19 protein-coding genes, 1 tRNA gene and 2 pseudogenes are annotated in these 24833 nt (G+C 60.5%); 11 read left to right on the top strand and 11 right to left on the bottom strand.

The window, feature by feature from the left end; all coding sequences use genetic code 11:
* Positions 1-28 precede the first annotated feature (28 nt).
* Entirely contained in the window at positions 29-1240 is a 1212-nt protein-coding gene (locus tag HTIA_RS17290) for a glycoside hydrolase family 11 protein (protein ID WP_020936245.1), read from the top strand.
* Between the two features lie 202 nt (positions 1241-1442).
* Here the strand turns inward: HTIA_RS17290 and HTIA_RS08425 are convergent.
* Both HTIA_RS08425 and HTIA_RS08420 read right to left on the bottom strand, forming a co-directional pair.
* Positions 1443-1516: transfer RNA gene (locus HTIA_RS08425), tRNA-Lys, on the bottom strand.
* Between the two features lie 34 nt (positions 1517-1550).
* Positions 1551-2249: a DUF7119 family protein gene (locus tag HTIA_RS08420; protein WP_008524287.1), complete on the bottom strand. Its 699-nt coding sequence runs from the start codon at positions 2247-2249 to the stop codon at positions 1551-1553.
* Positions 2250-2767: 518 nt separating this feature from the next.
* On the opposite strand from HTIA_RS08420, the gene HTIA_RS08415 reads away from it, so the two are divergent.
* Positions 2768-4285 carry a glutamate--cysteine ligase family protein gene (locus HTIA_RS08415; protein WP_008524283.1) on the top strand — a complete coding sequence of 506 codons (1518 nt, stop codon included), beginning with the start codon at positions 2768-2770 and terminating at the stop codon, positions 4283-4285.
* 11 nt (positions 4286-4296) lie between these two features.
* Here the strand turns inward: HTIA_RS08415 and HTIA_RS08410 are convergent, their stop codons facing one another.
* Positions 4297-4740: a TIGR00725 family protein gene (locus HTIA_RS08410; RefSeq protein WP_020936244.1), complete on the bottom strand. Its 444-nt coding sequence runs from the start codon at positions 4738-4740 to the stop codon at positions 4297-4299.
* Positions 4741-4869: 129 nt separating this feature from the next.
* Here HTIA_RS08410 and HTIA_RS08405 point away from each other — a divergent pair, with 129 nt between their 5' ends.
* Positions 4870-5202, top strand: coding sequence for a cupin domain-containing protein (locus tag HTIA_RS08405; RefSeq protein WP_008524279.1), 333 nt, complete (start codon positions 4870-4872; stop codon positions 5200-5202).
* Between the two features lie 30 nt (positions 5203-5232).
* On the opposite strand, the gene HTIA_RS08400 is transcribed toward HTIA_RS08405, so the two are convergent.
* Positions 5233-5850, bottom strand: a complete 618-nt coding sequence (locus HTIA_RS08400) for a class I SAM-dependent methyltransferase (RefSeq protein ID WP_008524278.1) — start codon at positions 5848-5850, stop codon at positions 5233-5235.
* A gap of 605 nt (positions 5851-6455) precedes the next feature.
* Here HTIA_RS08400 and HTIA_RS15845 point away from each other — a divergent pair.
* Together HTIA_RS15845 and HTIA_RS08395 are read left to right on the top strand one after the other, a co-directional pair.
* Positions 6456-6902: pseudogene (locus HTIA_RS15845) on the top strand (transposase); the annotation flags it as partial.
* A 323-nt stretch (positions 6903-7225) separates the two neighbouring features.
* Positions 7226-8371 carry an ISH3 family transposase gene (locus HTIA_RS08395; RefSeq protein WP_020936243.1) on the top strand — a complete coding sequence of 382 codons (1146 nt, stop codon included), beginning with the start codon at positions 7226-7228 and terminating at the stop codon, positions 8369-8371.
* 350 nt (positions 8372-8721) lie between these two features.
* On the opposite strand, the pseudogene HTIA_RS16350 reads toward HTIA_RS08395, so the two are convergent.
* From HTIA_RS16350 to HTIA_RS08375, 5 genes and pseudogenes are all read right to left on the bottom strand, one after another.
* Positions 8722-8844, bottom strand: a pseudogene (locus HTIA_RS16350) (IS5/IS1182 family transposase); the annotation flags it as partial.
* 209 nt (positions 8845-9053) lie between these two features.
* A complete protein-coding gene (locus HTIA_RS08390) occupies positions 9054-9269 on the bottom strand; it encodes a hypothetical protein (protein WP_021029530.1) in 216 nt (71 codons plus the stop codon).
* Positions 9270-9473: 204 nt separating this feature from the next.
* Positions 9474-9716 (bottom strand): hypothetical protein, encoded by a 243-nt coding sequence (locus HTIA_RS08385; RefSeq protein ID WP_008525983.1) that lies wholly within the window; start codon positions 9714-9716, stop codon positions 9474-9476.
* Between the two features lie 94 nt (positions 9717-9810).
* Positions 9811-11145, bottom strand: coding sequence for a glutamate-1-semialdehyde 2,1-aminomutase (hemL, locus tag HTIA_RS08380; protein WP_008525982.1), 1335 nt, complete (start codon positions 11143-11145; stop codon positions 9811-9813).
* A 72-nt stretch (positions 11146-11217) separates the two neighbouring features.
* Positions 11218-12084, bottom strand: a complete 867-nt coding sequence (locus HTIA_RS08375; RefSeq protein ID WP_008525981.1) for a TrmB family transcriptional regulator — start codon at positions 12082-12084, stop codon at positions 11218-11220.
* Between the two features lie 373 nt (positions 12085-12457).
* Here HTIA_RS08375 and HTIA_RS08370 point away from each other — a divergent pair, with 373 nt between their 5' ends.
* From HTIA_RS08370 to HTIA_RS16335, 6 genes are all read left to right on the top strand, one after another.
* Positions 12458-16891, top strand: coding sequence for a VWA domain-containing protein (locus tag HTIA_RS08370; RefSeq protein WP_021029529.1), 4434 nt, complete (start codon positions 12458-12460; stop codon positions 16889-16891).
* Positions 16888-17412 (top strand): hypothetical protein, encoded by a 525-nt coding sequence (locus tag HTIA_RS16345; RefSeq protein ID WP_021029528.1) that lies wholly within the window; start codon positions 16888-16890, stop codon positions 17410-17412. Before HTIA_RS08370 ends, HTIA_RS16345 begins: the two co-directional genes overlap by 4 nt.
* A 64-nt stretch (positions 17413-17476) precedes the next feature.
* Complete coding sequence (locus HTIA_RS17145) at positions 17477-18643, top strand: hypothetical protein (RefSeq protein ID WP_242401899.1); 1167 nt, start codon at positions 17477-17479, stop codon at positions 18641-18643.
* A 509-nt stretch (positions 18644-19152) separates the two neighbouring features.
* Positions 19153-19512, top strand: coding sequence for a hypothetical protein (locus tag HTIA_RS08360; protein WP_021029526.1), 360 nt, complete (start codon positions 19153-19155; stop codon positions 19510-19512).
* A gap of 64 nt (positions 19513-19576) precedes the next feature.
* A complete protein-coding gene (locus tag HTIA_RS15830; RefSeq protein ID WP_148290944.1) occupies positions 19577-20011 on the top strand; it encodes a hypothetical protein in 435 nt (144 codons plus the stop codon).
* Positions 20012-20358: 347 nt separating this feature from the next.
* Positions 20359-20892, top strand: a complete 534-nt coding sequence (locus tag HTIA_RS16335; RefSeq protein WP_148290943.1) for a hypothetical protein — start codon at positions 20359-20361, stop codon at positions 20890-20892.
* Positions 20893-21316: 424 nt separating this feature from the next.
* Here the strand turns inward: HTIA_RS16335 and nreA are convergent, their stop codons facing one another.
* Together nreA and HTIA_RS08350 are read right to left on the bottom strand one after the other, a co-directional pair.
* Positions 21317-22597 carry a DNA repair protein NreA gene (nreA, locus tag HTIA_RS08355; RefSeq protein ID WP_008525975.1) on the bottom strand — a complete coding sequence of 427 codons (1281 nt, stop codon included), beginning with the start codon at positions 22595-22597 and terminating at the stop codon, positions 21317-21319.
* Between the two features lie 391 nt (positions 22598-22988).
* Positions 22989-24749: a site-2 protease family protein gene (locus HTIA_RS08350; RefSeq protein ID WP_008525973.1), complete on the bottom strand. Its 1761-nt coding sequence runs from the start codon at positions 24747-24749 to the stop codon at positions 22989-22991.
* Positions 24750-24833: the final 84 nt, after the last annotated feature.

Below are 24833 nucleotides of genomic sequence, written 5' to 3'. Positions count from 1 at the left end.
GTATGGCATATGTATGTGGTATAGCACAATGGGGCAATACGAATCGGAGGACGTACGCAACGGGGCAGTTGACGAATCGAACGAAAGCGAACCACTTGGCCAGCTCGACCGCCGGAGCTACCTGAAAGGGGCCGCCGCCACTGCGGCGGCTGGCCTCGGCATCGGCAGTCTGGCAAGTCCGGCTGCGGCCATCACCTCGAACCAGACCGGCACCCACGACGGGTACTACTACTCGTTCTGGACCGATTCCGAGGGGACGGTCGAGATGAACCTGGAGTCGGGCGGCAGTTACAGCGTCGACTGGTCGGATACAGGCAACTTCGTGTGTGGCAAGGGCTGGGAGACCGGCGGCCGCCGGAACGTCGAGTATTCGGCTTCCTTCAACGGGGGCTCCAACGGCTATCTGTGTCTCTATGGATGGACGACGGACCCGCTCGTCGAGTACTACATCATCGAGGATCACGGCTCCTACCGGCCCGAGCACGACTACAGGGGGACCGTCAACACCGACGGCGGGACCTACGACATCTACGAGTCGCTCCGGGAAAACAAACCCTCGATCGAAGGCACGGCCACCTTCCCGCAGTACTGGAGTGTCCGGCAGAACACGCGCCAGAGTGGCACCATCTCCGTCGGTAACCACTTCGACGCGTGGGCGTCCAACGGTATGGACATCGGTACCCACGACTATCAGATCCTGGCCACCGAGGGCTACCAGTCCAGCGGGAGTTCCAGCGTCACAGTCGGAGACTCGGGTGGCGGAGGCGGCAGTGACGACGGGACCGACAGCACGAGTGGTTCCTCGAATCCGCCAGCCAACGGCACCTACAGCATCCAGAACGTCAACAGCGCCAAGGGCATGGACGTGACCGGTCAGTCGACGGACAATGGCGCGAACGTCCAGCAGTACAGCTACTGGGGCGGCGAGAACCAGCAGTGGAATGTCGAGGACACGGGCGGCGGCCAGTTCCGCATCCAGAACATCAACAGCGGGAAGGTACTCGACGTCGCCAACCAGTCGACGGACAATGGCGCGAACGTCCAGCAGTATTCGGACGGCGGTAGCGACAACCAACGCTTCTACCTCCACGACCAGGGCGGCGGCCAGTACCACATCCAGCCCGTCCACAGCCAGAAGGCCGTCGAGGTCGAGAGTTCCTCGACGTCGGACGGCGCGAACGTCCAGCAGTACGACTGGCACGGCGGCGACAACCAGCTCTGGACCTTCGAGTCCGTCTAGGGCTACCGGGTAGATCATCGACCACTCATTTTTCGCTGTCGTCCACGCTTCGACAGCTGCTGGTCGAATACTTGGTGACAATCGTCGCCGGTGAGAATTGAACCGGAACCAGAGGTTCCTGCTCGCTACGCTGCGCGGGCTGCCACTGGTAGGGTTCGATTCCCTTGGCCGCATAGCTCCTCACGTCCGTTCGTCGCAATAGCGGGCCGGATGGGAATTGAACCCATGACCGTCTGGTTAAAAGCCAGACGCTCTGCCTGACTGAGCTACCGGCCCTCACTCGATTATGGGGGAGTTGTCGGCTAAGTCCTTACGGTTGGCGCCGATCAGGCTCCTCGACCGCGTCGTAGTGCTCGGCCAGCGCCGTAGCGATCAGCGAACCTAGCGCTTCGTCCTCCAGAGAGGCTCGCCGACGGAGTTTACAGTAGGCGTCGACGGGCAACCTGATCGTGAGTTCGCCGAGGGGATACCCCGCCTCGCCGAGCGCGACCGCGGGATCGGTCCCGTCGGCGATTTCGCTCGCTAAGGACCGAACCTCCCGAACGGTCAGTCCGTGATCCAGGATCGCGAACGCCAGCAAGAACCGGGACGTGCCACTCACGCGGGCGATATGCTTGGCCGCCGTCGGCGCGATCTCGCCTTTCGCGACGTGCCGGCGGATCGCCCGCGGGAGATCGTGTACCCGGGCCCACTTCCGGATGAACGAGACCGTCGTCTCGCCGCCGGCCCGCTCGGCAGCGGCCTTGTAGGACCCGACCCCGCGGACCAGCGCCGCACAGGCGGCCGCCCCCCGGAGCATGTAGACGCTGTCCTCGTCGCCGACGGTGTTCTCGACGAACGCGCGGACCGTGATCGCCGCCGCTTCGAGACTCTCCTCGTCGTTCGGATCGAACTCGACAGCCCGATCCGCGTGTTCGCCCGTCGCCTCCGGATCCCCTCTGATCACCGGCTGGCCGACCGGCGATTCCCGATCGGTGGGGACGTCCGGTTCCGCCGATTCGTCACTCATTCGTACTCGTTGGTGGGTTTGGATTGCCAAAAGCGTCCCGCCGCCGCTCACTCATCCGTGCTGGTCCGGTCGCGCTCCGCCGAGAGGTGCTCCCAGACTTCGGCACAGCCACACCCGTCCTCGACGTCCTCGAGGTGGTCGGCCTCTCTGTCGGTGTCACTCATCGATCGATCCCTCCGCGAGGTCGTCTCGTCGACGGTCGCTCGTCAACTGGCTGACGTCGGCTCATCGCGTTTTCGTACCGCTCACAGCCCTAAAAGGCCGCTCTCAGTGGTAATGCCTTCCCGAACTCCCGCCTGGCGGCGAGACTCTCCGATAGCTACGACGAACAGTCTGTCCTTCCGCGTGCGCACCAGACGTGAGCCACTGGCTTCGCCGAGAGGGCCACCCAGTCGAGGGACAACCAGCAAACGGCGCCAGTTTCGGCGAGCAATCGATGTCGGCGCTGTTTCGGCCGGTGGTCACGACGAGATAACCCAGCCACCACGTTCAAGATACCCCGACCGTAATCCCGGGGCATGTCGGCCTCGGAACTCGCCGCTGCGGTCAGCGAGGCGTTGGCCGTCGATCGTGAGCGATTTCAAGAGCGCGCCGAGGAAGAGGCCACAGCCCTCAAAGCCGAAGTCCGGGACGGAACCTTCGACAACAGCCAGGCGATCGTCGGCCTGGAGTTCGAACTCTACGCGGCCGACGACCGGACGGATGCCCTCCGGCGCGTCCCCCGACAGCTGCTCGAACGCATCGGCTTCGAGCAGGAACTCGGCCTCCACAACGCCGAGATGCAGACGGCCCCCCTGCCGCTGAACGAGTACGGCATCGAGGGCCAAACCCGACAACTTCAGGCCAACCTCGCACCGGCGACCGAGCGGACGGGAGCCGAGAACATCAGGCTCGTCAGCGACGGCCTGTGGACGGTCCCACCCAATGGCGAGACCGCTATCGAGTATCTCACCGACTCTGTCGAACAGGACGGGATCCGCATCGGGACGAACATGTCCGACAGCGTCCGGTATCACGCGATGGCGAATACGGCGTATCCATCTGAATTCCGCCTGGACGCCCCGCACGTCTCCTTGCAGGCCGATACCGTGATGCCCGAGAGTCTCATTACGTCGATCCAGCCACACTACCAGGTTCCCCACGCTCCTGACCTCCCCGAACGCTTCCGGTACGCCCTCCGTGTGGCCGGCCCCCTCCTCGCGCTTGGCGTCAACTCGCCGTTCTTCCCGCCGGAGTGTTACGACGACGCTCACGACCGCGAGATCGTCGCCGACGCCCACATGGAACACCGGATCGGGATCTTCGAGTCCGTCCTCAACCCGCCCGCGGGAAGCGACGCCGAACCGAAGGTTCGCTTTCCCCGTGATCTCGATTCCGTCGAGGAAGCGATCGACCGGATCGTCGACGACCCGCTAATCGTCCCGATGGACGTCGAGACGGGCGGCCGCTTCGACGATCGCTTCGCTCACATTCGACACAAGCACGGCAGTTACTGGCGGTGGGTCCGACCAGTCTTCGACGGCGCAACCCGCTCCGGGGCCAACGCCCGCATCGAGTTCCGTCCGTTGCCCGGTCAGCCGACGATCCGTGACGCCGTCGCCTTTACGGCCGTCTTCGCTGGACTCTTAGAGAGTCTCCCGCGTCGGGAACACCCCGTGCGCGATCTCGACTGGGTGCGCGCGCGTGAGAACTTCTACGCCGCCGCTCGCGACGGATTGGACGCCAACCTGACCTGGATCACGGGCGGTGGTGAGACGACGGCCACTGACGAGCTCTACGGCGATCTTTTCGAGCACGCCCGCGACGGGCTGGAGTTGCGGGGACTCTCGACAGCCGAGGCGCACCGATATATCAAACCGCTGCGTGAGCGCCTCGACCGGCGGATGACGCCGGCCCGGTTCAAACACGACTTCGTTCGTCGGCAGGTCCGGGAGGGCGTCCCGCTCGGCGAGGCGATCTGGGGGATGCAATCGCAGTACATCAGCCGCCAGCGCGAGACGCTCCTCGAAGGGATCTTCGTCGACTGGTTACAGTAGAGTGAGAGCGGTCACTGCCGCGCTGACTCGACGTACTCGACGGCCGCTCGTGGCGTTTCGACAGCTTCGACGCCCGCAACGTCGTGCGTATCCAGGCCGACCACCGGCTTCCCGGCGTCGAGCGCCAGCGCGATCTCCGAGAGCGTCCCCGTCGAGCCGTCGATCGCGATGGCCGCGTCGCCGTTGGCGACGACCAGTGCGTTGCGTGCGTTGCCCAGCCCCGTGGCGATCGGCGTCTCGACATACTCGTTGGCCGCCTGGCGGTCCTCGCCGGGGAGGATGCCGATCGTGTGCCCGCCTGCTTCCGTCGCTCCCCGGGCCGCCGCCTCCATCACCCCACTGAGACCGCCACAGACGACCTCGTAGTCGCGCTCGGCCAGCAACCGGCCGACTTCGCGGGCCTGTTCGTACCGTTCGTCGCCGACGCTGCTCCCGCCGATGACACTGACGCGCATGGACTGAGACTCGCTCGGCCAGCCCGTAGCGGTGTCGGTTCGCGTCCTCGCCTCGATCGCCCCGGCCGGCTCATCTGGACCGAACATGTTCGCCACCAGCCCCAAGCGTCGGCTGGCCCGAGTGTCGGTATGAGCGACAACCAACTCGCGGACCTCGCGGGATCTGTACTCGAACTCGAAGACCTACTGGACTACCAGGACGGGGCGATCGTAAGTCGAACGCTAGTCGACCGAGAGGCCGCGACGCTGACGGTCTTTGCCTGCGACGAGGGCCAGACGATCAGTGAGCACACCGCGCCCCACGAGGCACTCCTGCAGGTGCTCGATGGCACGGCCGAGGTCACGATCGACGGGACCGACCACGAACTTGCGGCGGGCGAGTCGATCGTCTTCCCGGCCGAGACGCCCCACGCGGTCGCGGCGGACGAACGGTTCAAGATGTTGCTGACGATGATTCGGTAGGCCGCTTCGCCGGCCAGCCACCGAACGACGTCAGGGGGCCCGAAAGACCCGTATCGTGTCGCGGTTCGTCCGCTCGACGAGGAGTTGGGCGAGTCCCAGATCGGAGAAGACGGCCTTCCAGTCGCGGTGATACAGCGGGAAGTCGTCGTCGACGTAGCTCACGTCCTCGGCATCGGGCCCGCGATTCGGTCGGTTGCCCTCGTTCTCGGCCGTGATCAGCAGATCGCCGGTGACCCGGACCAGTTCCTCGAAGACCCACTCGTCGTCGGGGTGGACGTGCTGGAGCGTCTCGACCGAGTAGACCACGTCGTAGGCGTCGTCTGGGAAATCCGGCAGATGATCTTCGATCGCGCCGCTGAGGAACGTCCCGGTGTCGGCGAGCCGTGGGTACGCCTCGGCCATCACCTCGAAGGAGTCGTCGTTGATGTCGATCCCGGCGAGGTCCTTGTAGCCGACGCCGAGTAAGTGGTCCAGGTGGCGACCCGAGCCACACCCGATCTCGAGGATGCTCGCGTCCTCCGGCGCGTAGTACTCGATGACGGTCGCGAGCGTCTCGCTCACCTCGTTCTCGCCGATGTGGGCGTAGTACTCCGGCGAGTAGGCGCCGTCGCGCTCGGCCCAACTCCGGCGGTTGTCCTCCGGGTCCATGCGAGTTACGGCGGGTAGGGCGGTGGGAGCAAAAAGAGCGACGGACCGGCCGTCGCGACGGCGTCTGTCTCTCGGGGCGTCTGGCAGTTGCTTAAGGGTGGTGTTCAGACAAACACTGGCCCTTGGGATGCAGACACCGAAAGCCCTCGTGCAGTTCCAGTTCCGCGGCTCGTTGCGGTCCTCACTGCGTTGCGGTCCTTACTTCGCCGGGGTTCCCGGAACTGCACTCGAACCCTCCCGGACGACGCAAGCACCTACCGGAGCGCAGCGAGCGCGAGACGCGAACTGTGTGAGCGTCTCGGATCGCTCGAACGGCGAACGGAGTGAGCCGTGAGAGTCCCGGAGCGGTCGAGCCCCGCGAGGGCTTTCGGTGCGTTGTCTCCAGTTTGGATCTCTTATCTGAACACCACCTGCTGAGGTGACGATGATACTTTAGAGTATCATACTTCAAAGTATCATACTTCAAAGTATCATACTCCAGAGTACGATTATTCACGAGATCGACGTGGTTGGCTTGACGACGGGCGAGACGCGATCATCGGCTACGCTTCGCTAGTGACTGGATCGAGACATTCCTTCCGGATGTTCAGAGGTTATGCTGATCACTCCGGGAACTCTCGCTCCCGACACCATGGGACACGTTGCTGGAATCGTATCTTGAGTTGGTTGTGACGCTTACCGAGGAGATTCAGAAACTTGAGAAGACAATCGAAGAACGCGCTGGGTCTCCTTCAGAGACTCAGCTGCTGATGACGGTTCCCGGCGTGAGTTACTATACGGCGTTGACAATCTACGCGGAGTTAGGCGAAATTGACCGATTTGACGGTGGTAAGGAGGTCGTCAGCTACGTTGGGTTGAACCCGGTGATCCGCGAGTCGCCGGACTCGCGGATCGAGGGTGGCATCTCGAAACGTGTATCAGGAAGAGTTCGGTGGCTGCTCGTCCAACCTGCTCACAATGCAGTACACACCTGTAACGATAAGTATCTGAGTCGCTTCTACGAGCGGCTAGCAAGCCGGAAGAACTCACAGAAAGCAATCGTGGCGACCTCGGAGACCTGCCCAGGATGGGGCGGTCGAAAGCGATTCACCCCGCAGGTACACCCATCTCTGGAAGTGGATTCATCCGGGATGCAGCAATCACCATCTTCGCCGTCCACCCCTCGACAAAAGCCTACGTCTCTGCGCATAACCAGCCGCACTACATCAGCAGAGACGGCGAGGTGCTGGCCACGACCGACTACCGAGTCCGAGTTCCAAAAGCTCGCGGAAGCAAGAAGAAAGGCGACCGCACCTACTGGCGGTTCAGGTCTGCCCGGGTGAACGAGACTCAGTCGATCACATCGGGTTAGAGGAAGTGTCTGCTTTGGGAGGATGTGCAAGAACCCGAAGCAGACAACGAGATAGAGGAAGAGCACCTGCTTAATTTTGTCGTCAACAGCCTTGACGAGGAGCTTGCGATAGATCTCGGCGAAAACGTCGAAGTCACCACGGAGAAGCTGTATGAGGTCCTCGCCGGCGCCAGCGCCGGCGGGACCTCGATCAACCACGTCTGCGAAACGACAGACGACTCACCGCACGCCAACACTGTCCGGGGACATCTCACCGATCAGTTCGACCTTGACACTGTTGAGGTAGTTGGAGACACGCTCTTGCAGCGAGATGCACTTGAGACACTCCCAGATCGACCGGTGGAGGTCTGCGCAGACCTCCACCTCGATCCCTACTACGGCGACGAAGACGAGACAGAAGCGCTGTACTTCTCGGAGGCGAAGCGGGGTACAACGACGTTTCACGCGTATGCGACTCTCTACGCGCGGGTACGCAACAAGCGGTACACACTGGCGGTGCGCCAGCTTGTCGCTGGCGACACCACCAGCGATGTCCTCGCTGAGTTCCTCGAACTCCTTGACGGCCTTGACCTCGGCGTCAAGGCCGTCTACCTCGATCACGGATTCTACAACAGCACCTGTCTCGGACTGCTGTACGCACACAACTACGCCTACGTGATGCCGATCGTCAAGTGGGGCGAGACGATTCAAAACGAACTCAGCAGGGGCTGGAGCCGCGAGATCGAACACGATCTCGTTGGCGAGGTGACCTTTCCCGTGTTCATCGACTGCGTCTACCAGCAGGGCCGATACGACGAACACGGGGTGGCGCGTCACGGCTACGCCGCTGACGCGCCGTTTATCGACACGCCGCGGGATGCCCGAGAGCATTACAGCAAGCGCTTCGGCATCGAGTCGAGTTACCGCTTAGCCAAGCAGAGCCTCGCATTCACCAGCTCTCAGGACGCTGGTCTACGGCTGGTGATGTTTGTCGTGAGCCTGCTGCTCCAGAACAGCTGGCGGTATCTCCACTGGAGGTACGTGGCGGCGCCCCGCCGCGGGGGGCGCCGCCTCTGGCAGTGGTCGTTCACTGAGTTCTGCGAGATGGTGCTGCGGGCAGCCTGGACAGCGCTTGGTGTGCGCAGGGCAGTTCCAGCGAACCAGCCACTCGACGACCGGTTCTTCCGGTAGCTGTCCACCGATCCGGACAGCCGTCGTGAGTGGCGACGCTGTCGCGTCGGCGGCAATCCGCCGCCGACAGCGACGGTCCATCCCGAAGATCACGCTCACCAGCGCCTCGAAGATGTTCCACGACCAGTTCGATCTGATTTAGCGTCATCTGACGAGATTACGCGGCTGTCAATGTGATCGACTGAGGATAGTTCACCAGACGAGCCGGTTTTCAATTTGTAAGGATGGTTTACCCCGAAACCGACGGCATTGATGTCGATGACTATCGACAGGATATCGAGGCGACGTTTGAACTTATCTGTCGGTTTGCGACCGAACGGCCGTGGTGAATCGCCGGACGTGACGTAATTTCATGGTGTCACTGCTCGTTTGATGTTATGAAAAACACAGTTCAGGACAATTTCACGGAACTCACGAAACCACGCTCGCGCACGCACGGCGTCGCCGAGCGTACGCTTGATCGTCGAGAAGACTCGCGGTCGAGGATTAATTGAACGCTTGATAGGAAAATGGAAAATAACCAATCATGACTGGACAGAGGCAGCATTAGAAATTTGTTGGTTTTTGAATTCATGAATTAACTCGTCTTCTTTTGCTAAACTGACCCTCTGAGTGTTGTACACCGTGAATTGTCGTCTATGAAGACTGTCAGAACTCGCAGCGGTGAATAGAGCGCGCGCACTCATCGCTCACGAAGTCCTTCCTGAAAAAGCGAGAGTATCCAGTAACCTGCCCCGAGTGCAAGAACCACACCCACAGTACCAAGAAGGTAGTCACCCATCAGGAGTTTCTTCGCCAGACCGACACCGAGCAAGCCGAACATTCCGAGTAACAGCCCCAAAATACCACGATGAAGTGATGACACCAATTTTTCTGTATTGGATACGGAGGGAGGCATATCGAATCAAAGTACTTTCTGGCTTAAGAGTTTTTCGGAGCTTCACTTATTCTCGCAGTGAGCGACTGATTCAGTGTCACCAATCAAAACAAACAGAGACCAATGCTGACTTCATCCTCTGTATCTTTCACGGCTATGCCTACCAACTCTGAAACAGATACTGCTGTGTCACTATTTTCGGCAAGAGCTTGCGGAGAACATCGATTAACAGAGACACTCGTGTTGGACTCGACTCGCATTGACGAGCTCGTTATGAATCGCGGTGGCAAGATCGTGCATCGTCTTTGCTTGTGCTTCGGTGGCAACTCCGAGCCGATAGTAGGTCTTTGTCCGGTTCTGGGTCCACAGTTCGGCGAGGCGCTCCCCACACGCTTCGTCGTAGAGTCCGACCTCGGCACCCCGCTGGTACAGTCGCCGGTGACTGCTGATTACTTCGGAGGCCTCCATTGCACCATCGTGAATCAGACGGAACTGAATCGTCCGTTCTATTGCGACGAACGACGACTCGATGACGGCGGGGCTTGAGGAAGGAGACGCCGCGCTACAGCGCTTCCTTGTACGCTTCCAACGCTTCCTCGATGTCTTCCTCGGTGTGAGCCGCCGAGACGAACTGCGATTCGAACTGGTTGGGCGTCAGGAACACGCCCTCCTCCTTCATCGCCGGCCAGAACAGCCGTTCCCAGCGCTCGGTCTCGGCCCGATCCACGTCGGCCCCGTTCTTCGGACAGGCGTCGTAGCTCGGACAGGACTCGCGCTGGCGACACCCCGATCCACAGTGGTTCTCGCCGCTCGCCCCGTCGCGGGTGAAGATCACCTTGAACATCGAGTCCGACCCGACGACGGTGTACTCGGGGGCGCGATTCGCGACGATGTCGGTCAGCCCCTCGCGCATTTGCGCTCCCAGATCGTTCACCTGCGCCCAGACGTCGTTCTCGGCGGCGTACCGGAGCGTCTCCAGGCCGGCGGCCATCGTCACCGGGTGACCCGAGAAGGTGCCCGACTGGAAGACCTCGCCCGCGGGCGTGAACTGCTCGATGATCTCGCTTCTCCCACCGATCGCACCGACCGGGAACCCGCCGCCGACGATCTTCCCGAACGTGGTCACGTCGGGTTCGATGCCGAACTTGCCCTGGGCGCACTGGGGACCGCCGACCCGGAAGCCGGTGATCACCTCGTCGAAAATCAGGAGGGAGCCGTAGTCGTCACAGAGGTCCCGCAGCGTGTCGTGGTACCCCTCGACGGGGTGGACGATGCCGTGGTTGCCGAGGATCGGCTCCGTCAGGACGGCCGCAATCTCGTCGCCGTGTTCTTCGAAGACGGCCTCGACGTATTCTTCGTCGTTGAACGGGACGGTGATCGTATGCTCGGCGAAGCTCTCGGGAATGCCGGGACTCGACGGGCTCGTGTGCGTCCCCTCGCCCTCGACGAGGGTGGATTCCTGCGCGCCGTGATAGGAGCCCTGCATGATGACGATCTTGTCCCGGCCGGTGTACCCGCGAGCGAGGCGAACGGCCGAGACGGTCGCCTCCGTCCCCGAATTGACGAACCGAACCATCTCGACGCTCGGGACGTGGCGGGCGACGAACTCCGCGAGTTCGACCTCGACCTCGGTGGGCGCGCCGTACATCGGCCCCTCGGCGGCGCGCTGCTGGATCGCTGACTGGACCTGTTCGGGCAGGTCGTGGCCGAGCAGGAGCGGCCCGTAACCCATCACGAAGTCCAGATAGCGGTTGCCGTCGGCGTCGATGACGTGGCCGCCGTCGCCCTTCTCGACGAAGAAGGGATACGGTTGAATCGCCCGCACGGAGGAGTTGACCCCGCCCGGGGCGACCGATAGCGCGCGATCGTACAGCTCGCGGGAGCGCTCGTGGTTCATGGCCGGTCGTTGCCGCCGGGGAGAAAAGTAGGTGTGGATTCTGTGGGACGTGGCGACCCTTGGGCCGTCGGTTCAGATCGAACCGTCTGTCTCGTCACTCACCGGCCGGCTGTCGTACTCCCAGATCAACTCGAAGTACCGGCCCAGCCCGGCGACAAAGGAGCCGTTCTCGGTGACGGCGGCCTGTCGCATCGACAGCGGAACGTCCTTCTCCTCGACCAGCATGATCGCCTCACCGGTCTCGTAGTCCATGCTCGGGTCGACAATCGTCCCGCGCCAGGGCAGGAGCTTCTCGCTGTAGCGCAACTCGACGTCCGGGAAGTCCGCCCGGAGGCGCTCGATCATGTCGGCCTGGACGGGGCGGTTCTCGGCCGAGAGATGCTCGGGATCGAGGAGTAAGACCCGGATCGGGACGCCGCGATCGTAAGCAGCTTCGAACGCCGGGCGGACCGACTCGAAGTACGCAAAGCTCTTCGTGATGACGTCGATCCCGTCGTCGGCCGCACCGTAGAGTCGTCGGGTCTCGGTCTCGCTCGCCTCGCCGACGTCGACGACGTGAAACAGGTCCTCAGTGGGGGTGACGTCCTCGCCCGCCCGCTCGTAGACGGGCCCGAACTCGGTGACGAACCGGTCGCGAAACGAGTCGATCTCGGCCCGGGCCGATTCGAAGGACTGTCGGCGGTTCTCGATCGCCCGCTCGAGGATCGTCTCGGGGTGTTTGGCCTCGTACTCCTTGGGTCGCCCCGGGATCACCTTGACGTAGCCGGCGTTCGACAGCGTCTCGAGCACGTCGTAGATCCGGGCGCGTGGGATCCCCGTCGCCTCGGCGAGGTTCGGCGCGGTCGTCCGGCCGAGCGTGAGCAACTGGGTCAGTGCCGTGGATTCGTACTCCCGCAGGTCCAGGGTCTCCCCGAGATCCTCGGCGGTGTCGTCGGTCATGGGTCGGCGTTCGCGCCGACGGACAAATAAGGGTCGGGACTCGCTATGGGCCCCGGACTGTCGGCTTTCCACGAGTCACCGTTGGACCACCGGGCGTCGTCGGAACGATACCCCGGGCGTTATTTCATACCCTGTGATGGAGGGGCCACGTGCAGAGACAGCGTCCCGATCCGCCTGATCAGGAGAGATTCCGCATTTTGGCCCCTACGAGTTCCTGCTTGTCAGTCACTTTTGAAGCACGACGGCAGCCGAGTTTGTCCAACAGGCGTGGCGACGTGATGCTGTCGTAATTGACAGTGATCGCGTCGTAGGTATCAATGTGGAAAGTTATCTACCAGAAATTATTTTAACCCGGTATGCAATTCCAGCAGATATGTCCTTAAATGGTGGATGGGGGCAACTATTCGCAATCGTCGCATCGCTTTTGATGGTCATCTCGATGCTACCGGCGGGAGTAGTGGCTGCCGACACGGCCGCACAGAACGCCGGGAATGCGCCGTCGGATGGAGAGACAGCGCTCGAGGAGCCGACCGACGGGCCGCCGGTGATATTGAAAGCCCAGGCCATGGAGCGAATCGAGAACTTCTCGGCCTCGTCGAACCAACTCGAGTCGGCTAAGGAACGGGCTCGCTCGCGACTGAACGATTCCTTTGCGTTTTACCAGGATCCGACACGGATCGGTGACCAGCACGCGTTCATTCGCGATGCAGAAGTGCTCCGAGCGCTGACTGACTTCGACGGGACGAATCAGAGCAAGCGACTCGACCAGATCGTCGAATTAGTGACGACAGCAGACAACCGCTCGGCTCGGCAAGTCATCCGCGATGCCGAGTATGCCTTCGCAGCGACTGAAACGGACCTCGGCCCAGGAAAGACCAACAGTGTCGAAGCGCACATCGACAATGCTCGGCGGCAACTCGCCCGCGCCGAGCGGATCCGCGATCGCGCTGGCGAGCAATCGGGCGCGCAGTCGATTCGGACGACCGCACGGGCCGTCCGGACGTACGGCCAGGCGGTCAACCAGGCCCACACTGTCTTGCGAATGATCGATGGCGAGGTCGGTCCGGAGGTGACGCTCACCCGGCGAGCGGATCCGATCCGCAATGGAAGCGAGCGGGCACAGTATACGTTGGTTGGGAATGTGACGAACCCGACCGGGCTGGACGCCGTGAACGTGACCGCGACGGTCAACGAAGACCGCACAGTCGACCTCCCACTTCGCCGTGGCTACGCCAACGGAACCTTCGCGAAAACGATCAACCTCTCCGAGCGTGTAAACACGATCGAAATCACTGCTGTCGAAAGTGACGACGGTCAGCAGTCGAACAACGGCAAGCAGAAGGGCAAGAAGAAGAGAAACAACGGCAACAGTGATGCGTCATCCGGGCAGAGCCAGGCGAGCAGGGTGGTGCTTCGCCTGGACGGTGATGGCCTCCCGGACACCTACGAAGCGAACGTAACGGGCACGGATCCGCTGGATCCCGATAGCGATGCACCGTCGACCGAGGTGAACGAGGCCAACAATGGCACGACCGACGGCAACGAGGACTTCGACGGAGATGGGTTGTCGACGATCCGAGAACGGGAACTCGGGACGGATCCACTCGAAGCTGATACAGACGGTGACGATCTACCTGATGGCTTCGAGGAGTTCGTGATCGGGACGGATCCACTCGACGCCGACACAGATGACGGTACACCTGACGGCGAGGAGGACCTCGACGGCGATGGCTTGACCAACGCCGAGGAATACGACGCTGAGACGTCGCCCCAGTATGCCGACATCGACGGTGACGGGCTGACTGATCCCCAGGAACTCGCCAACGGGACGGATCCGTGGCAGGCCGACACTGACGACGACGGCCTCGACGATGGCGTCGAACCGACCGACCCGTTCGAGACGGATCCGCTCGATCCGGACACCGACGACGACGGTATCGAAGACGGCAACGAGACGTATACGACGACGGCGGGCAACGAGAGTCTGGGCGTCGATGTCGAGTTGACTGGCGAGGGGAACGTGGCTGGTGGTGTGTCCGTCGGCGAGGAGACCGAGCGCTTCGCAGGGGGCGACCGCGTCGAGAACATGAGTGTCTCGGAGATCGTCGAGATCGAATCCACGGAGGACTTCGAATCGGCGAACGTCACCATCTCCTACGACGATTCGCTGCCGGCCGCAAGCAACGAGTCGGATCTGGCAGTCGTCACGTACGACCCCGAGAAACAACTCTACGTCCCGATCAACTCGACGATCGACGCCGAGAACAACACAGTGACGGCCGAAACAGAGCACTTCTCGACCTTTGCCGTCTTCTCGATTTCGAACTGGGCGACCGACGTCACCGCCGAGCGACCGTCGAACGGGACGGGCGGCGAGGAGACGATCCAGTCCGTGGACGTCCAGTTCATCATCGACTCCTCAGGATCGATGGGCTGGAACGATCCCCAGGAATTCCGTAAGCAAGCGGCCAAAGAGTTCGTCGGCGCACTCGTTCCAGGCGACCGGGCGGGCGTCGTTGACTTCGACGGCGACGCCCACGTTGCCCAACAGTTGACGACGGACTTCGGGGCGGTCAACGTCACGATCGAGAACCTCGACGCCGCCGGTGGAACGAACATTGGCGCGGGCGTCGCGCGGGCAAACCAGCACTTCGCGAGTGCGAGCAACAACACGCGAGCGAAGGTCGCGATCCTGTTGACCGACGGCCAGGGCTCGGGCGGCCGGGCTCAGGCACGGACGGCTGCCGACCGGAATATCACGATCCACACGATTGGGTTCGGCGGTGCCGACGGGAACAAACTCTCGGATATCGCATCGATCACCAATGGGACGTACAATTACGTCGACGACGCCTCGGACTTGCCGAACGTCTTCTCGCGGGTCGCCGAAGAGGTCGAGCCGAAAGACACCGACGGCGACGGACTGCCGGATGTCCTCGAAGAAAACGGACTGCCGATTGGTCACACTGGCTCGGATCTCCGCCGGCTTCCGACCAATGCGACCGACAAGCACACTGACGGCGACGAACTCGCGGACGGCGAAGAGGCCGAGGAGTACAGAGAATACCCGATCGACTTCGTCGTCAACGACCTCGAGCACGAGTACATCGTCTCGTACTTCGAGCTACGATCCAATCCGACGCTCGCCGATTCGGACGGTGATGGTCTCGAGGATCACGAGGAAGTCTCTCTGGACAACAACTCGGAGGCCGACGGCTGGAACATCTCGGTGATCAACGAGAGCGGCCAGCCCTACCGGTGGGCCGGCAGTGTCGAGGAGAATCCGGACGCTAATATCACCGTCACGTCCAATCCCATGCTGAAAGATACGGACGGCGACGGACTGACGGATGCCGAAGAGAAAGAAGAGACGCATACGGATCCACGGGATCCCGTGACGTATGGAATAGCGGGTGGTGTCGAGCGATTGATCGAGGACGGGTACGGCTCGTCCTCGGCGGCAAAGCACAACGTCGGGTTGCCCCTCGAGGAGGCGTACACGGACAAGACTGCGGATTTTGATTTCGTCACGAACGGGTCGATCCCCCTCGAATCGGATGATCGATTAGGGCCTCGGGAAGCCAGAGAGCGGTTGCTATTTATCGCTTTAGATGGGACGACGCGTTCGGATACGTTCTTCTCGAACGGCGATGAGATCGCCACCGGGACGGATCCGTGGGATCCCGACACCGACGACGATGGACTCACGGACGGCCAGGAAGCACGGTATCTGACCGAAGGCAATCGACAGACCCTTGCTCGAGACGAGTCGGTCGATACTGATCCATTGGATCCTGACACGGACGATGACGGCTACTGGGACGGCTGGATCGGCGTCTATGGGGTCAACTACTCGGATAACGTGATCCTGTATCGGGAGAACCTCCAAAACGGTGGTGGCGTCACTGGCGACGAAATCGTTCAACAACAGGTTGATTTCCACAACGCTTCAGCGGCCCCCTCGGCTCTCAGTACCGACATCAATGGCGACGGGACGCCGGACCATTCGAACGTTCACGTCGGCGAGTTGCAGTGGGGAACCGATCCGAACGACGGGTCAGCCGCCGAGACGCCCGACCCGACGGTCCGCATCGAAGTCGACTATCACGAGGATGTCCCGGAGTCAGTTCGATCCGAAGAGTGGCGAGAAGCAATCAGTGATAACTACGCGCTGTATGGCATAAATATCGATTTCGTCGAAGATCGCTATATGGATACTGTCACCAACGACGATTTAGAAGGGTACGATACGACGACAATCGGGCCAGTGAGTAGCCACACCTATTACGATCATTCGCCACCATGGAATAGGTCAAATATTTATCACCTGTCCGATGAGTTCCATCAAACTGATGCCGTTTACATGGCCGTTGGCCCCGATTCTACCGGTCCTCTCACCCGGTATGGCGGTGGCGTCCGCAGGCATTCAGGTAATCGCACGCATACCCATTGGCTGGCCGTCTTTACTGACGAGCACAATCCGAGCGATGTCCCCTCGCGGTTCTCGCTCAACCGGAGCGAACGCTTGCGCGTTCTCACCACGAAGACTGCCGTCCACGAGATCGGCCACCACCTTCGGACTGGCGAAGCCGACGACGACTGTTGCTGGACAGAAGTGTATAGTGGCGGAAGGAGAGATTCGACTACAGAGCAGGTCTACGATAGATTTGGTCAAGCAAAAGAGGAATGGAGTGTGATGAGTGGTGGACATTCAACATGGATATTCCTTCCGCCAACAAATACAACGTACACAGGATTCAGCATCGAGGAACTGTTCACAGTCTCTACAAATTCGACAAACCGATGAGGAAAACAATTGCAATAGTGATCCTACTGATCACAAGTGGTGTATTTTCCGGATGCAGTACCCTAGAAACCGCGAATACTACAACAACAGGTACCGAAGATGGACCCGTCGATGGGCATGTCCGATTTGGTGATATCGAAGCGTATTATGCGAACGAGTCCGGCTTCTACTACCGCGGGACAGTTCGCTTCAAAGCGCCGCCAAATCAGTCTCTCAAGCCCACTACCTTTCACGACGTCACGTTGTGCTTGTACGGTTTGAACGGAACGGTTCTCAATTCGACCATCGTCGGGGATTTCGAAACACCGACCGACCACGAAACAGTGTCTATTCGTTCACAATCTATTCCAAAATATATTGTCATCGACCATCCTCGATTCAGAACGTATGGCCAAATATACCAGAATGTTGGGGTTTGGCAGAACGAATCTCAGGTATACGCCTATACTGTGGGCCCACTAGAAGAACTCGATCCGCCGTTCCCCTATCCACGGCACAACGAGACTGGGAAATGCATGTGACACTCTGTCCAGATTATCGAGACGTGTCAACTCCCCTATATTGAAGATGCCTGCCAGGGTGTTCATGTATATTTTGACAGTGATGGTCCATGAATGGCTGGTCGGCGTTCACGGTGTCGGGTATTCGGACAACGTGATCCTCTATCGGGAGCACTTACAGTCGGGCAACGGCACTAGCGGTGCTGACGAACGCGTCGACGAGCAGGTTGGTATTCACGAGGTGGATGACGACGATCCGGGTGCACAGCTGACCGACAACGGGCCGAAGTATCACTCGAACGTCCACGTCGGCGAATTGCACTGGGATACGGATCCGACTAGCGAGGCATCAACCCCCGAAGCACAGACCCAATTGACGGTCGAAGTCGATTACGTCCGAAACGAGAGTTGGCCCGCGAACGGCTCGCCGTTCGAGATTAACAACACGAACAACGTGGCGCTCATCGAAGCGATCGAACGGAACTACGCTCTGTATGGGGTTGATCTGGAGTTCGTCGAAAGCGACGAACTCACCCGAGAGGACATCACGTTCCAGTATCCAGGATATCTACCTGATCCGGGCACACGGATTTATGACCCCGAGGATATTCCCATGAACCAAACCGATCCCAGCCAACTCAACAGATGGGAACTCGGGAAGATCGAAGATGAGTACCACAACGATACGGACGCGTTGCACATGCTCTGGGGAACGTCACTGGGCGATCAACCGGACGAGCCCAGTTCGGAAATCGATGAACGAACGTCTCTCAGTGGTGCCACCGGCATGGCGATGCACGTCGGTTCGCCGGACGGCCCCCTCGTCAACCAGTTGCCTTACGAGACCGGCTTCGGGATCATGATCGCACGAGATGACTTCTCCAAGAATGACTTCCACGGACTCCAATCCGTTGGAATGCACGAACTGGGCCACGCGTTTTCGATCGGCTGGGCGGACGATGCGCCGATCCCCACGATCGGAGGACTGGTCGGCGAGCACGCCTACGAAGTCTACAGTGGGAACATCGGCATGCCAAATCGGGCAGGCGGTATCGATCCGACGCCCGAGAACGTTTCGTTGCCGAACTCGTCAGTTGCGTCACCCACGTATCCATGGTGGAGTCTGATGAAATTCGGCCCGGCATTCGATACCACTGGTGTGAGACATCCAGGCGAGATCCCAGTATTACATTTCAGCCTAGAAGAATTGAGTACGGTTGACTTCGAAGCGATCCCTTCAAAAGAAGATTGATATGTTACGTCGTGAAGTACTCACGTGGTTCATTATACCAGTGACCTTTACTGCGGGTTGTGTTACTAATAGAGACGATGAAACGCCGGAGAAAGAATGGAGACTCAGTATTTTACCGGAGGACATGAGTCGAACTAGTGACGGTTTTAGGACAACTATTCGAGTCGTAAGCGAGATTGGATGGGATATAACATTTCATGATTTAGAAATAGTAGTGTACGACGAAAATGGGGACTTGCTGCAGTCTTCCTCGATAGGGAGTCTTTCTGGAACGATAGATGTAACTCTCGAAACGGAACAATTCCCATATATCATTACAGCAAGGGCTCGAGAGTCTCCATGTGACGAGAACGTACATATCGGTCTGACCTATTGGAATGGGACAAGTGAGCAGCGCGGAGAGGGATCCGTCGAGTTCGAACGCGTCTGGGAAGGGCGGCCCCGTCGCTGTGATGAGGAACTGCCGCCAGAACAGCTACTACCAGACGACGCCACGACAAAATTAGACAATGGTACTGAGTGAAACGCAACGAGGGATGCACGAACTCGGTCACGCGGTCTCGATCGGCTGGGCGGACGACGCGCCGATCCCCACGATCGGAGGACTGGTCGGCGAACACGCCTACGAAGTCTACAGTGGGAACCTGGGCCACCCGGAGTGGGCCGGCGGTATCGATCCCACGCCCGAGAACGTCTCGTTGCCGAATCCAACCCCAACCCCCACGTATCCCTGGTGGAGTGTGATGAAGCGAGGAGAAGCGTTCGACAGCGGGAGAATTGGCCATCCGGACCAATTCCCACTATTACACTTTAGCATTGAGGAATTGAGTACAGTTGACTTCGAAGAGATTCCCTCACGTAACTCATAATATGAGACGCAGACGGGTAATCGGTGGTCTGTTTTGCATATCTCTCCCGATGGCGGGCTGTGTATTGCCATCGAATACGCAGACGCCAGCAAAACAGTGGAATCTCATGATATGGCCCAATGTTTTTGCTGACGATTCAGCGTGGGAAGTAGAACTCACTCTCCAGAACGACTCTTTCGAATCTGCGTTCCACGATGTCGAAATACTCCTCTTTGGGAAGTCGGGAGAACAATTAATTAGTCAGCAAGTCGGGACCGTGGACAGTGAGAAAACTGTCGCACTCAGCACTGAAGCGTTCCCATATTTGATCACAGCGAAAGCAAAGGAATCCCCCTGTAATGAACACGTAAATATCGGATTAGTCTACTGGGAAGGGGATCGTTCTCAGATGGGTGATCAATTTGACGATCCCAGAGATGTCTGGGTATTTGACGGACGAAAATGTGATCAAGAGCTGCCCCCAAAAGAATTTCTCCCAGCTGAGAATGATGCGCGGTAGGTGCAAGTGTGTTGAGCATGTACAACATATTGCTCTCTGTCGGCTGGAACGACGACACGAAGATTCCCGATTGGGCGATCTCGTCGGTCAGAAAGCGTATGAAGTCTACAGTGGGAACATGGGCCACCCAGAGTGGGCCGGCAGTATCGATCCCACGCCCGAGAACGTCTCATTGCCCAAGCGAGGGATTACTGCTTCTGCCTATCCGTGGTGGAGTATCATGAAACGTGGAACGGCGTTCGATACGACCGATATCGGTCATCCTGGCTCGATTCCACTCCTACACTTTAGTATCGAGGAACTGAGTACAGTTGACCTCAAGGGAGTCCCATCCCGCGAGTCTTAATATGAATCGTCGTTACTACCTCCAGTGGTTGTCCGGTCTGTTAGTTGCCGGAGGCGGTTGTCTCAGCAATGGAGATGTTGAGACCCCTGGAAAAGAATGGGAGCTGAGCATCCATCCATTTGTCAAGAAATCAAACTCCGAATGGGAAGTAGAGCTTTCCATAAAAAACGGTTTCTGGGGCGCGACATTCCACAATATTGAGATGATCTTATACGATCACCGAGGGGAACTGATCCGGTCTCACAGTATAGGAAACATCACTGGAGGAGGTACAAGATCCACCGTTCTTCACACAGATGCGTTCCCATTTGTAATCACAGCTACAGCCGACGAATCTGTCTGCGATAAAAACGTGAGTATCGCCTTGCTCTATTGGACCGGGACCAAAGATCAACGAGCGAAGGAAAACGATGACTTCAGTCGGGTTTGGGACGGGAGGCCTCGCCGATGCGATGAGAATCTCCCGCCAGCAGAGTTCCTCCCAAATGGATTAGGGCCGACGGAGACCGCTCCGAATGCAACAACAACGGATTGAAAATGTTGGAATTGAGTCATACGCTTTCGATCGGCTGGGCGGACGACGCGCCGATCCCAACTATCGGAGGACTAGTCGGCGAGCACGCCTACGAAGTCTACAGGGGGGAGTGAAGATCCAGATAATGCTGACGGAATTGACGAAACACCGGAGAATGTTACAATCAGTCCACCGGCCTCTACACCGCGACGGAGTATCATGAAAGCGGGGGCCGCAACGGACTTGCGTTCTAGACGGACTCTAATCACTAGATTCGCATTCAGCATTTGAGGAGCTAATGACGATCCACCTTGACCAGATTCCCAGTGTGGATCAGCGATGAATTGACGAACAGTACTGTTGTCGATACTGTCGGCTGTACCTCCCTGACGGAATTCCCAACCCCGAGGTAGCGAATGTCGCCACGAACGCACACCCGTCCGTCTCAGAAGTCAGACAGCGTCGCCTGAAGGCCGGCCACCATCTCTGACTTCCGGCGCAGTGCCGTCAGCGACACGGGTAGTTGCTCGGTCACGCTCGTCACGGCGTCGCGGAAACTTCCGGCCTCGCCGTATCGGCCCGAAAGCGTGTCGGGGAGGCCCTCCGGATCCTCGAAAGCATTGCGGACGCCCTCACGGACCTGCCAGACGCCGACCGGGGCCCAGTAGTCGTCGGTCACCTCCCGAAGGACGAGACACTTGGCCTGTCGATCGATGTCGACGAGGTGCTCAAGGACGCCGAGTCGCGAGGCGTAGTACGCCCCGGCGGTTTCCTCGACGTAACTCGATCGCCCCCCGTAGCCCTCGTGGGCGCTGGCGAGGTAGTGGGTCTCGCCGAGGGGGTTCCAGACGCTCTCGGGGGCTTTCATCTCGACGAGTTCGAACTCCCAGTCGCCCGGCGTGAGGATGATCCAGTAGCGATTGCCCATGTATTCGTTGTACCAGACCTGGGTCTCGTCGATGGTGTTCGCGTTGCGGATCCCCCCGTGGAGATACTGCCCGACCGTGTCGTCGACGGCGGTGATCGACCACCGCGTCGGGACGAGTCGCCGGTTTCGGCCCTGTCCGAGCGCGCCCGCCGAGAGGATGGTGTTGACATCGTAGACGTCGAAGCCCTTCCGGTAGAGGTAGGTCATCGCGCCCTCCGCGCGCCAGTCGTCGTCCTCGAGGGTCTTCTCGACCGGGCGTGGCACGTGAGGATTCTCGGCGAGCGTGGCTTCGGTCGCCCGCGCCCGCGGGCCCGTGGGCGTGGAGATGTCGTCAGTGGTCAGGTCGAAATCGGGCGTTCCGTCCAGCCCGATCTCGACATCGACGGGCCGGTCGGCGATCGCGACCTCGCGCTGGGTGCCGACGAACCCATCCCAGACGTCGTTGACGTCCACCTTCGCCGAGCGCTGGGAGTTCAGCAGGCCCGTCCGGCGCTGGAGGACGTCCTCGATCCCCAGGCCGTTGGCGTACCACTGGCCGCTGGTCGCAAAGTCGGTGGGGTCCTGCTCGTCGGCGACCGGCGAGAGCACGCCGGAGGAGACGTTCGGGTAGCCCGAGCGCCCGACGAAGATCTCGGGCGCGGTCGAGCCAAAGAGCGCGTCGCCCTGGAGGGTCTCCTCGAGCTGTCGCTCGACGTCTTCGAGGTGATCGGTGATCGCATAGGACTTCTCCTCGGCGAGGCGGCGCTTCTCGGCGGCCTCGTCGCGCTCGAAGCCTTCGATATAGTCGTCGAGCCGCATCTATCGGAACTATGACGACGAGAAGTATGAATCTACGGAACGACGGACTGCACGAGCGACGTGCCGCGCTGGTCAGCGACAGCTGCGGCGGTGGTTCGCTCGCTTCGGGTCCACCGCTTCTCGCGAGTCGGAGGTCCATACACTCGGATCGAGTCCCAGAGTATTCACGACCACGACGGATCCGCCGGAGGGCCGTCACGTCGGGGACCTTTGGTCAGTGGGCCGTCGCGGTCAACGGGAAAGCAAGGAGGACCGGCGCTGTCAGAGGCACCGAATCCTTGGTGGGCCGGTGTTCACCGGGAACCTCGCAATAGCACGTACCGGGCGGTAGTACTTATTACCCGATCCAGACCTTCCGGGACGGCAGGTCGGGAAAAGAGTTAAATACCGTTCAGGCAAGCAACTGCGGGCCGAACAACATCAACATGAGGCTTCCGAACATCACGAGTCCGACCGAGACAGTCACGGTGCGGACAGCCCAGCGCTTGTTGATCGGTGTTCGAGACACGATTGCTTCCGTTCCCGTCCGGAGCAAGTGGCCGCCGTCCAGCGGAAACAGCGGGATCAGGTTGAACACGGCGAGATTGAGGTTGATCCAGGCAGTCCAGAACAGCAGGTTCGCCGCGACGAACACCCCGCCGCCGAGGCCGCCGAGCGGCCCCTGGATGGTATAGAAGTCAGCGATCGGCCCGAGGAAGCCGGCGAAGTTGAACGCGATGTTGGGGTTGACCACGCTCGCGAAGGGTAGCGTCACGATCCAGAGGATCTGCTGGGCGAGCGAGCTGTCCAGGCCGACGTCGCCGCCGAGGATGCCGAGGTAGGTCTCGGCGGGGTACGATTGGATGCCGAAGTCGTTGACGTCGAGGCCGCTGATCCCGGGCTGAATGCCGACGACGCCGAGAAACCCGGTGTCGTCACGTGGGTTCTCCCCGAGCGTGACCGTGTACGTTCGGCGTTCGCCGTCGACGTACGCGACGAGGTCGACCTCGTCGCCGGGTGCAGTCCCGTCGAGCGCTTCGGTGAGTTGACTCTGCCCGACGATCCGCTCCCCATCGAAGTGAGTGATGACGACTGATTCGCCCGCCGGGCCGCCGTCCTCGGCGAAGGGGCCGTCCTCGGCGACGCGGCTGACGTACGCGCCGATCGGCCCGGTCGTCCGGTTTCCATCGGCCGTTTCGAGTGTCGCAACCGACCGGTTCTCGACGACCTCTTCCAGCCCGCTGACGGTGTGGACACTCGTCCCGTTGACGCTCGTGATCGTGTCGCCCTCATCGACGGCAAGCGGCCCCTCGAGGAGGGCCACGGTGACGAACACCGACCGCTGAATATATTTGGTCTCGCCGCCGTGGAGGGACATCGCGACCGTCCGGCTCTCGGTGTTCCCGAGTGCGTCGGTCAGCGTCGACTGGTTGGTCACTTCGGTCCCATTGATCCCCGTGATCACGTCACCCTCCCCGAGGGACGCGTCGGCGGCCGGCGATCCCGGGAATGTGCCGCCGACGGCGACGCCCCCGACGGCCTGGATCGAGCCCGCGACCGGGCCAAAGAGCAGGAGAAAGGCGAGCGCCGTGACGACGAAGTTGTTGGTCACCCCGGCTGCGAACATTCGGGTCTGGGCGCCGCGGTCGGCTTCGGCCCGACTCTCCTCGTCGGGTTCGACGAACGCGCCCAGCGGGATGATCGTCAGGAGGGCAACGCCCATCGAGTCGATGTCGATGTTTTCGACCCGACAGAGCAAGCCGTGGCCCCCTTCGTGAACCACCATGCCGACGAGCAACCCGAAGATGATCTCCGGCGCGGCCGCGGGCGGGAGGAAGTCGTTGAGGCCCGGGATGACCAGGGCGTTTTTCGGCTCCTGGATCGGGTTCGCACCCGGTTGCTGGAGGCTCATGAATCCCGAAAACAGGACTGTCAGGAACATCCCGACCAGGACGAACAACGCGAATCCGACCCCCACGTTCGCGAAAGCTCGCCAGAACCGCTTGGGACCGGCGAGCCAGTCGAGAAACGCCCGGCCACGCTTGGTATGGATCGTGGTGATCGGCCCCGAGACGTGGAGAAAGGATGGCAGAAAGCCGCGACGCTGCAAGGCCATCGCTCCCAGGGAGTACGCAAGAACGCCCGCGAGGACCAGCGTGAGCGTATCGACCATTACGTGTGGGGATGCCCTCTCCCGCAAAGAGGATTGCGTTACGAATTCACATTCCACAACCCGGCGGCGACGACACGAACCTGA

It is taken from the genome of Halorhabdus tiamatea SARL4B (assembly GCF_000470655.1).
In the GTDB taxonomy this organism is placed as follows: domain Archaea; phylum Halobacteriota; class Halobacteria; order Halobacteriales; family Haloarculaceae; genus Halorhabdus; species Halorhabdus tiamatea.
The sequence above is the reverse complement of the archived record's forward strand: the minus strand, read 5'-3'. Positions and strand labels throughout refer to the sequence as shown.

Coding starts and splice junctions, on each gene's coding strand:
- HTIA_RS16335 (WP_148290943.1), top strand. CDS start 20,359: ATGAATCGTCGTTACTACCTCCAGTGGTTGTCCGGTCTGTTAGTTGCC.
- HTIA_RS08410 (WP_020936244.1), bottom strand. CDS start 4,740: ATGCGCGTCAGTGTCATCGGCGGGAGCAGCGTCGGCGACGAACGGTAC.
- HTIA_RS08420 (WP_008524287.1), bottom strand. CDS start 2,249: ATGAGTGACGAATCGGCGGAACCGGACGTCCCCACCGATCGGGAATCG.
- HTIA_RS08350 (WP_008525973.1), bottom strand. CDS start 24,749: ATGGTCGATACGCTCACGCTGGTCCTCGCGGGCGTTCTTGCGTACTCC.
- HTIA_RS08400 (WP_008524278.1), bottom strand. CDS start 5,850: ATGGACCCGGAGGACAACCGCCGGAGTTGGGCCGAGCGCGACGGCGCC.
- HTIA_RS08375 (WP_008525981.1), bottom strand. CDS start 12,084: ATGACCGACGACACCGCCGAGGATCTCGGGGAGACCCTGGACCTGCGG.
- hemL (WP_008525982.1), bottom strand. CDS start 11,145: ATGAACCACGAGCGCTCCCGCGAGCTGTACGATCGCGCGCTATCGGTC.
- HTIA_RS16345 (WP_021029528.1), top strand. CDS start 16,888: ATGAGGAAAACAATTGCAATAGTGATCCTACTGATCACAAGTGGTGTA.
- HTIA_RS17290 (WP_020936245.1), top strand. CDS start 29: ATGGGGCAATACGAATCGGAGGACGTACGCAACGGGGCAGTTGACGAA.
- HTIA_RS08385 (WP_008525983.1), bottom strand. CDS start 9,716: ATGGAGGCCTCCGAAGTAATCAGCAGTCACCGGCGACTGTACCAGCGG.
- HTIA_RS08415 (WP_008524283.1), top strand. CDS start 2,768: ATGTCGGCCTCGGAACTCGCCGCTGCGGTCAGCGAGGCGTTGGCCGTC.
- HTIA_RS17145 (WP_242401899.1), top strand. CDS start 17,477: ATGTATATTTTGACAGTGATGGTCCATGAATGGCTGGTCGGCGTTCAC.
- HTIA_RS08390 (WP_021029530.1), bottom strand. CDS start 9,269: ATGCCTCCCTCCGTATCCAATACAGAAAAATTGGTGTCATCACTTCAT.
- HTIA_RS08360 (WP_021029526.1), top strand. CDS start 19,153: ATGGTACTGAGTGAAACGCAACGAGGGATGCACGAACTCGGTCACGCG.
- HTIA_RS08405 (WP_008524279.1), top strand. CDS start 4,870: ATGAGCGACAACCAACTCGCGGACCTCGCGGGATCTGTACTCGAACTC.
- nreA (WP_008525975.1), bottom strand. CDS start 22,597: ATGCGGCTCGACGACTATATCGAAGGCTTCGAGCGCGACGAGGCCGCC.
- HTIA_RS08370 (WP_021029529.1), top strand. CDS start 12,458: ATGTCCTTAAATGGTGGATGGGGGCAACTATTCGCAATCGTCGCATCG.